We start from the raw sequence: 8,153 nt of genomic DNA on the forward strand, positions 1-8,153 counted from the left end.
ACGGCAGAAACCCCGGTGTTCGTCGCCCCGAAAGGACAACTCTCGGGTTGCGGACGTTTTGGATACCCCAAACGCCCATTACGACCAACCCTGGGAAGAAGCCATCGAAGACTATCTCGACTACTTTATCGAGTTCTTCTTTCCCCAAGTCCACACCCTCATCGACGGGTGCATCTCAATTATGTAAATTCATCGAATTGGGCGCACTCAATTTCCAGATCCCCGGCATCTCCAAGATGCCGGGGATCTGTACCCAAAAGACCTCGCAAAAACCCCACAAACCCCAATTCTCAACGACAGCACTACCCGCTCCGTGGTAACGTGAGGGCAACGCTTCAATTCTCATAGTTCTAGACACTCCATGGCCATCGTACTCACCAACGATGACGGTATCGACGCCCCCGGAATCCTCGCCCTTCTCGACGCTCTCAAACAGGTAACGGCAGAAACCCCGGTGTTCGTCGCCCCGAAAGGACAACTCTCGGGTTGCGGACATCAAGTCACCACCCACCAACCGATTCACGTGGAACGGCGAAACGCGACGGAGTTCGCAGTTGGTGGCACTCCCGCCGATTGTACGCGATTGGCGTTGTCTCACCTTTGTCCGAACCCGAGTTGGGTACTGTCTGGTATTAACGCTGGGGGGAATATGGGGGTTGACGAGTACATTTCGGGAACTGTCGCCGCTGTGCGAGAAGCGGCGTTTCACGGAATTCCGGCGATTGCCATTTCGCAATATCGCAACCGTCTCAAACCTCTCGACTGGGAGACGACGATGCGGTTGGGAACGAAGGTGTTAACGGAACTGATGGCGCAACCGTTGGAATCCGGGGCGTTTTGGAACGTTAATTTACCCCACTGCGATGGGGACGACGACCCGGAAATCGTGTTTTGCCAACCGAGTCGCTGTCCGTTACCCGTTCAGTTTCGCCTTGACGGCGAGGCGTTCGTCTATGAGGGGAACTATCAAGGACGCCAACGAATGCCGGAAACTGATGTGGATGTCTGTTTTTCGGGCAAGATTGCGGTGACGCAAATTCAGGTTTAAAGGCTAGACCCCCGGCATTTTGGGAGATGTCGGGGGTCTGGGTTCAATTCACTTTTTCAATCAATCGCGGACGCAGGAGGCATCGATCGCCGCTGCTTTCCAGAGTTTGGCGATCGAAGTTTCGCAGAACGGCGTCAGCGAGGTTACGAAGAGTCCTTCAGCGATGTCCCCATCGGTCGCCAGCCAAGTCCCGCGCAAACTGACTTCGATGAAGTCTTCGTCAGCCGGATAGAGTTCCAGGGAATCGACCCCTTGGCGCCGCGCGGTTTCCGCCAGTTGTTGCAATCCGGGTAAATCCACGGGTAGCAAAAACGAGGCTTGACTCGGTTCGACACACAGAGGCGTCCCCGTCCGCATGGCAAGTTTGACGCGACGGGTGACAAGTTCCTCGGGGGAACTCGCCAAGTATTCCAGGTGCAAGTTGGTTTCGGTATAGGTCAACTTCAGCATGGCTGGCTTTCCCCGTAGGGAACGACGAATGAGGGGGACAGATGGCGGACGACTGCACCGTTAACGCCGTTACAACCTGTCGAGTTTTTGTTCTCGCCAGAACTGTTCGGCGAAAGCAACGGTGGGGTGCATCGGCGCTTTGGGTTTCGATCGCAACTTCATTCCGGCTTGTGCGGGGGTTCGATCGCCTTTGCGGGAGTTGCAGCTACTACAGGCGGTAACGACGTTATCCCAGCTGTGAGGTCCGCCTTTGGATTTGGGAAGGACGTGATCTAAGGTCAGGTTTCGATGACTACCGCAATACTGACAAGTGTGGTTGTCTCGTCGCAGGACTTCCCGACGGTTGACGCGGGGAACTTTCCAGATGCGTTCGGTTCCAGTGAACTTCATGCGAATGTGTTCGGGAACTTCGAGAACCATTGAGGGCGATCGAACTTGCCAAATACTGGCATTTTCGGTCAAATCCAGGGGTTCGGCTTTCCCCGTCAGCAACAAGACGATGGCACGTCGCACGTTAATGCGGCTGATGGGAAGGTAGTTCTGGGAAAAGACAACTACCGATTGCCTCAATACATCGGTTACACCGGGTATTCCTGTTATACCAGTCACGGTTTGTCTCCTTACGCAAAACCCCCGCTTCGCGGGTCAGGAGAAGCGGGGGTCACACAGTGGTTTACAACAAGTTAGGTGGGGCCGATGGCATTTCGATACCCCCCGCGTCCTATGTGTTTTAAAAACAGATCGTAACGATCGATCGATTTTCGATCTGAGTGGCAATTTGATTCGTTGTGATGTAGTTCCCCGCCGTTTGGCAAAATTGCGCTGACGGAGAAATACCGGTTTCGCTCTCTCTCGATCGACATCTCGCCTCCGGTCGTTGCGTCGATACCGAAATAGGTACTTGCAACGACAGGAGAAACGGAGGGTCGATCGAATACTTGGGGCGAAAGCGGTTTCACGGTTTCTTTGGGGAAATGCTAGTATTTCATTCTAACTTTCTGCATACTACACTAATAGTACAAGCATTGTCCACCTATTGGAGGAAATTTTCGATGCGTACCCCCACTCGACCTCGTACCTCGACCACGGAGATGGAAGTGACTAGCATCCGTCTGGAGCGAGAACTCAAGGACAGACTCAAGAAGCTTTCAGGGTCTCAAGGGTATCAGGCACTGGTTCGCGACATCCTCTGGAATTACGTTCAGTATAAGTCCGGCGACTACAAACCGCAGTTTTCAAAGGCTGACATTCGAGCCAGCATTCCCGCCACAGCCGAGAAGGAGGAGCGTTGTGTCCTAACTGGTAAACCCATTCCGCCTCACGAACCCATGTTCTTGGGACTCACGCGACAAGGAGATTTGGTTCCGATTAGTTCTGATTGTATGGACGGCTAGTTTCTCTTCCCCATTAAAAATCCACAAACCCCGGTATCGGACAGATACCGGGGTTTTTAAGTCAAATTGCTCTCAAATCCAAATTCCGCGATCGATGGTCAACGTTCAACTCTCCATTACTTCCCGCTTCCGGGTCCGCCGCCGCGAAAGCCGCCGTAGTCGCTGCGACTGGGGGTCATAATCCAAACCCCTCGCGAGTAGCCGCCGGAAAGACTGGTTCCGTGACGGGGCCAATAGGCCGATTGTTGTTCTTGTCGCAGTTGTAAGGCCGATCGCTGGCTGTATCCCGCCCAGGCTGCGGAGGTGGCGATGGGTAAACTCGAGAGGGCTAACAGGCGAACTAAAATCATGGGAGTTGGGTCTCAAAAGGTAAAGATTTCAAGTTTGGGTTTAAACCTCCGGTTCGATGCGAACCACTTCTACCGAACCGGAAGTGCGCACGCGATCGAATACTTTTAGAGAAGTGAGATCGATCGGCCCGTCTGGCGTCACTTCCACGTAAAATCCGTAAGAGGCTTTTTCGGGAAATTGGAAATACGCCACCACTTCAGATTTATAAATGTCTTCCGTAATGCGGCGAGGACGAACGGGGTAAATTTTGGCGTAGATTTCCTCGCCGTTTCCGTCGCGAATCCACAGTTGAACTCGCAGCGTTTGGGGAGTGTGTTCGTCGGAGGCGATATCGATATCGAGTTTGAGGAGGTTGTTTTTTCCGCCCATCACCGCTCGATCGCCCACATCGCTATCGCGGATACTTTTATTCAACACCAGGCGTCCGCTTTCTTTCATCGCCCGCCCTGTCAGGAAGGCTAAAATCAGCGTAGCGATCGCACCGGGCCACAAATACCGTCCGTCTACAACGCCCTGTTGTACGTTCACGCGAATAGGAACCGCTTGTTCGATGGGATTTCCCGAGGTGTCGGTGTATTCCAAGACGGCGATGGCGAGGGTGACGGGTTCCTTGTCTTTTTGCGCCTGTACGTCCAAACCCGCCCGTAAATCGGATTCTTGCCAAGTTCCCGATTCGCCGTCTTCGTACCAGGTTCCCGATTCTTTCCAGGCTTGTTTGAGGGCGGAGGCGATGGGATTTCCTTCGGCGTCAAGCAGTTGCAGTTCGTATGTCACCCAGCGATTGGTGGGAATTTGCGCCACGGCGTTGATGCGCGTCGCCCCGATCGCTCTCGGTTTCAGTTCTAACGTCGTCAGTTCGACGGAATCCTCGGGGGGAACCTGTACGGTTTCTTTGATGACGGTGTTTCCGAGAAACCAAGACAGGATTAACGCCAACCCTGCGAATCCGGCGGCGAACCAACTGACGTACAAACCGGGTTCGAGGAATTTCGAGGTACGTTCGGTTTTTACTGTAACGGTCATTTTAGGTGCTGGCGAGTTGTCCCTCTGCGACGCGATCGAGCCGGGGTGCGATCGACCGTCATCTTTTGCCATCTTAACCAACAAAACTTCAGGCTTGAGGCTTAGCGACGATCGCCGCGATCGCCAGACAAGTCCAACCGAGGAGGAACGCCACGCCACCGAGGGGCGTCACGATTCCGAGGAGGGGAATTCCCTGTAAACTCAATCCGTACAAACTCCCCGAAAACAGTAAAATTCCCGCGATGAAGGCGATACCTGCGCTTTGCAACCACCGAGATGCCAGGTGTTGCGATAGCAATCCCACCACCAACAAGGCTAAGCCGTGGTATAGCTGATATCGTACCCCCGTGGTGAAGGTTTCCAGGGATCGATCGCTCAATTGTCCCCGCAATCCGTGGGATGCAAAGGCCCCCAACGCGACGGCGAGTCCGCTGAATATTGCACCGAAGGCGAGGATCGATCGGGTCGTCGGCGTCAGAAACATTTTAGATTTTGCGTCGGTCATGGGATTGATTAAATTGATTTCAAGTCGCTTAAATTATATGATTTTATGTAGGTTGGGTGAAGCGAAGCGAAACCCAATAATACAATTATATTGAAATAAAATTCAATCGTTTATATTTATTGATTTAATTACATTATTTCAAGAATTAATAAAATTCATGTTTTTGTATTCATACATGAATTAAGTGTTAAAAATAATGCTTGCAATTATTGTAACTTAAAACAAGATTTAAGCGGCAACATTTTTATTTTTTAAAACATTTAAAAATTGACAAAAGGCATATTTTTGTATTAAAATTAAGACATGATTTGAATCTCAAACGCAATACTTGTAATGGTTGGGTTCCGTTCATCCACCCAACCTATCATCCATTATTGATTATTAATTAACACCATGAATCCCCCCAAAGAAAAAATTCAAAAACGAGCCGAACAGTTGCGCGAACAACTGCAAAAAGCCGCCTATGCGTACTACGTCGAAGATAACCCCATCATGGAAGATGAGGTGTACGATCGACTCTATCGAGAACTGCAAACCCTCGAAGCCGAACATCCCGAACTCGTCACCCCCGATAGCCCCACGCAACGAGTTGGCGACCAACCCGCCGATCGATTCCAATCCGTCAAACATAACATTCCCCTCTACAGCCTCGATAACGCCTTCAACATCGAAGAATTTGCCAATTGGGAAAAACGCTGGAAAAACCAACTGGAAAATCCCATCGACCCCGAGTATGTTTGCGAACTGAAAATCGACGGTTCGGCGTTGGCGTTGACTTACGAAAACGGCATTTTAGTGAGAGGTGCGACGCGAGGCGATGGAGAAACCGGAGAAGAGATTACGCAAAACGTTAAAACCATTCGATCGATCCCTTTAAAACTGCAAGTTGACAATCCCCCCAGTCGCGTAGAAGTTCGGGGAGAAGCGTTTTTGCCCATCGAGACGTTCGATCGAATCAACCAAGACCGAGAAGCCAACGGCGAAGCCCCGTTTGCAAACCCGAGAAACGCCGCGGCCGGAACCCTGCGACAACTCGATCCTCGGGTGGTCGATCGACGCCAACTTCAATTTTTTGCCTATACCTTATATATACCCGGAGAAGACGGCGATCGACCCTTTCACACCCACGAAGAAGCTTTGCAAAAACTGCAAGAATTCGGCTTTCTCGTCAATCCCAATCAGACGATTTGTCGTTCCGTGGAAGACGTGGCGCAATATTACGATCGCTGGGACAGCCAACGCCGCCAACTTCCTTACATGACAGACGGCGTGGTGGTGAAACTCAACGACATCGAGTTACAACAGCGCCTCGGATTTACGCAAAAAGCCCCACGATGGGCGATCGCACTGAAATATCCCGCCGAAGAAGTTCCCACCACCGTCGAATCGGTGACAGTACAAGTGGGGCGCACGGGGGCGTTAACCCCTGTCGCCAACCTGCAACCCGTGGAACTGGCGGGAACCACCGTCTCTCGCGCGACGTTGCACAACGGCGATCGCATTGCAGAACTGGATTTACACCTCGGCGATACCGTCGTGGTTCGCAAAGCCGGAGAAATCATCCCCGAAGTGGTGCGCGTCCTCCTCGAATTGCGCCCAGAGAACGCCCCAGCGGTGGAAATGCCAAATTCCTGCCCCGAGTGCGGTCAACCCGTTGTGAAGCCCGAAGACGAAGCGGTGACGCGCTGTGTCAACGCATCCTGTCCGGCGATTTTGCGGGGGTCGCTGAAACATTGGGCGAGTCGCGGTGCGTTGGATATCGACGGATTGGGGGAAAAGCTAGTCTCGCAAATGGTCGATCGCCGTTTCGTGCAGTCCGTGGCGGATTTGTACCAGTTGCAACCCGAGACTCTGGTGGTGTTGGAACGGATGGGGAAAAAATCCGCCCAAAACCTCGTTGAGTCCATCGAGTCTTCCAAACAGCAACCCTGGTTTCGCGTACTGTACGGATTGGGAATCCGTCACGTGGGAAGCGTCAACGCCCAAACCCTAGCGCAGCGTTTCCCCAGCGTAGACGAGTTGGCGACGGCGACGGTGGAGGATATCGCCGCTGTCGAGGGAATTGGGGAAATTATTGCCAGTGCCATTGTAGATTGGTTTGGGATTCCGGCGAATCGGGAGTTGGTCGATCGCCTGCGGGAAGCCGGATTGCAACTGCAAGGAACCGCCAGCCAACCCGAAACCGAAAGCAACGCCCGTCTACAGGGTCAAACCTTCGTTCTCACCGGAACCCTTCCCCACCTGACGCGCAACGAGGCCAAATCGCTCATCGAGAAAGCCGGGGGGAAAGTGACGGGTTCGGTGAGTAAGAAAACCAATTACGTGGTGGTTGGCGATTCGGCGGGGTCGAAGTTGGCCAAAGCCGAGAAGTTGGGAATTCCGCTGTTGTCGGAGGAAGCGTTGTTGGAACTGTTGGAAGAGGGATAGTTAACAGAGGGCGATTAATCGGACGGGCGGGACGTGGCAATTCCGTCGCACAAATGTCGGTCTTCGTCGCTCACTTCGGGGTTGTCACGCAGATAGTTCTGGAGGCGCGTACAGATTTTTTCCAGTAATCGATCGGCATCAACATCCCACACTTTCACCGTTCCGTCGAAACTGGCCGAAGCCAGGGTTTTCCCGTCGGGACTCCAACTCACGTGATTGACCACATCCTCGTGGTCGGTAAGGTCGTGGAGAAGTTCTCCGCTCTCGGCATCCCACACTTTCACCGTTCCGTCGAAACTGGCCGAAGCCAGGGTTTTCCCGTCGGGACTCCAACTCACGTGATTGACCACATCCTCGTGGTCGGTAAGGTCGTGGAGAAGTTCTCCGCTCTCGGCATCCCACAGTTTCACCGTTCCGTCTGCACTAGCCGAAGCCAGGGTTGTCCCGTCGGGACTCCAACTCACGTGAGAGAACCCACCCTCGTGGTCGGTGAGGTCGTGGAGCAGTTCTCCCCTCGCGGCATCCCACAGTTTCACCGTTCCGTCTCCACTGGCCGAAGCCAGGGTTGTCCCGTCGGGACTCCAACTCACGTATCTGACCCAATCCTCGTGGTTGGTGAAGTCGTGGAGCAGTTCTCCGCTCTCGGCATCCCACAGTTTCACCGTTGTGTCTGCACTGGCCGAAGCCAGGGTTGTCCCGTCGGGACTCCAACTCACGTGAATAACTGTATTCTCGTGGTCGGTGAAGTCGTGGAGCAGTTCTCCGCTCTCGGCATCCCACAGTTTCACCGTTGTGTCTGCACTGGCCGAAGCCAGGGTTGTTCCGTCGGGACTCCAACTCACGTGAAATACCTCATCCTCGTGATCGGTGAAGTCGTGGAGAAGTGCTCCGCTCTCGACCTCCCACAGTTTCACCGTTCCGTCTCCACTGGCCGAAGCCAGGGTTGTCCCGTCGG

Annotated in this window: 9 protein-coding genes and 1 pseudogene; 4 read left to right on the plus strand and 6 right to left on the minus strand. The window is 53.2% G+C overall.

Annotated features, from left to right (window positions below; all coding sequences use genetic code 11):
- Positions 1 to 187: pseudogene (locus ACP5D4_RS19995) on the plus strand (hypothetical protein); the annotation flags it as partial.
- 174 nt (positions 188 to 361) lie between these two features.
- Entirely contained in the window at positions 362 to 1,048 is a 687-nt protein-coding gene (surE, locus tag ACP5D4_RS20000) for a 5'/3'-nucleotidase SurE (protein WP_428013374.1), read from the plus strand.
- Positions 1,049 to 1,108: 60 nt separating this feature from the next.
- Here surE and ACP5D4_RS20005 read toward each other — a convergent pair whose 3' ends face one another.
- Positions 1,109 to 1,498, minus strand: a complete 390-nt coding sequence (locus ACP5D4_RS20005) for an alr0857 family protein (protein ID WP_428013375.1) — start codon at positions 1,496 to 1,498, stop codon at positions 1,109 to 1,111.
- A gap of 69 nt (positions 1,499 to 1,567) precedes the next feature.
- A complete protein-coding gene (locus ACP5D4_RS20010) occupies positions 1,568 to 2,026 on the minus strand; it encodes an HNH endonuclease (RefSeq protein WP_428013382.1) in 459 nt (152 codons plus the stop codon).
- A gap of 524 nt (positions 2,027 to 2,550) precedes the next feature.
- Between ACP5D4_RS20010 and ACP5D4_RS20015 the strand changes: the two genes are divergently transcribed.
- Entirely contained in the window at positions 2,551 to 2,892 is a 342-nt protein-coding gene (locus tag ACP5D4_RS20015; RefSeq protein ID WP_428013376.1) for a hypothetical protein, read from the plus strand.
- Between the two features lie 116 nt (positions 2,893 to 3,008).
- Here ACP5D4_RS20015 and ACP5D4_RS20020 read toward each other — a convergent pair whose 3' ends face one another.
- The 3 genes from ACP5D4_RS20020 to ACP5D4_RS20030 form a co-directional block, all read right to left on the minus strand.
- Entirely contained in the window at positions 3,009 to 3,242 is a 234-nt protein-coding gene (locus ACP5D4_RS20020; protein WP_428013377.1) for a hypothetical protein, read from the minus strand.
- A gap of 40 nt (positions 3,243 to 3,282) precedes the next feature.
- On the minus strand, positions 3,283 to 4,266 hold the full coding sequence (locus ACP5D4_RS20025; protein WP_428013378.1) for a hypothetical protein: 984 nt from the start codon (positions 4,264 to 4,266) through the stop codon (positions 3,283 to 3,285).
- Between the two features lie 88 nt (positions 4,267 to 4,354).
- A complete protein-coding gene (locus ACP5D4_RS20030; RefSeq protein ID WP_428013379.1) occupies positions 4,355 to 4,771 on the minus strand; it encodes a DUF423 domain-containing protein in 417 nt (138 codons plus the stop codon).
- A gap of 393 nt (positions 4,772 to 5,164) precedes the next feature.
- Between ACP5D4_RS20030 and ligA the strand changes: the two genes are divergently transcribed.
- Complete coding sequence (ligA, locus tag ACP5D4_RS20035) at positions 5,165 to 7,198, plus strand: NAD-dependent DNA ligase LigA (protein ID WP_428013380.1); 2,034 nt, start codon at positions 5,165 to 5,167, stop codon at positions 7,196 to 7,198.
- Positions 7,199 to 7,212: 14 nt separating this feature from the next.
- Here ligA and ACP5D4_RS20040 read toward each other — a convergent pair.
- Positions 7,213 to 8,153, minus strand: a 941-nt coding sequence (locus tag ACP5D4_RS20040; protein ID WP_428013381.1) for a WD40 repeat domain-containing protein, incomplete at its 5' end; no start/stop codon positions are given.

Source organism: Baaleninema sp. (genome assembly GCF_049974805.1).
Taxonomy (GTDB): domain Bacteria; phylum Cyanobacteriota; class Cyanobacteriia; order Cyanobacteriales; family Geitlerinemataceae; genus Baaleninema.

Excerpts from the sequence above, each read along its gene's own strand:
- surE (WP_428013374.1), top strand. The coding sequence starts at position 362 with ATGGCCATCGTACTCACCAACGATGACGGTATCGACGCCCCCGGAATC.
- ACP5D4_RS20015 (WP_428013376.1), top strand. The coding sequence starts at position 2,551 with ATGCGTACCCCCACTCGACCTCGTACCTCGACCACGGAGATGGAAGTG.
- ACP5D4_RS20005 (WP_428013375.1), bottom strand. The coding sequence starts at position 1,498 with ATGCTGAAGTTGACCTATACCGAAACCAACTTGCACCTGGAATACTTG.
- ACP5D4_RS20025 (WP_428013378.1), bottom strand. The coding sequence starts at position 4,266 with ATGACCGTTACAGTAAAAACCGAACGTACCTCGAAATTCCTCGAACCC.
- ligA (WP_428013380.1), top strand. The coding sequence starts at position 5,165 with ATGAATCCCCCCAAAGAAAAAATTCAAAAACGAGCCGAACAGTTGCGC.
- ACP5D4_RS20030 (WP_428013379.1), bottom strand. The coding sequence starts at position 4,771 with ATGACCGACGCAAAATCTAAAATGTTTCTGACGCCGACGACCCGATCG.
- ACP5D4_RS20020 (WP_428013377.1), bottom strand. The coding sequence starts at position 3,242 with ATGATTTTAGTTCGCCTGTTAGCCCTCTCGAGTTTACCCATCGCCACC.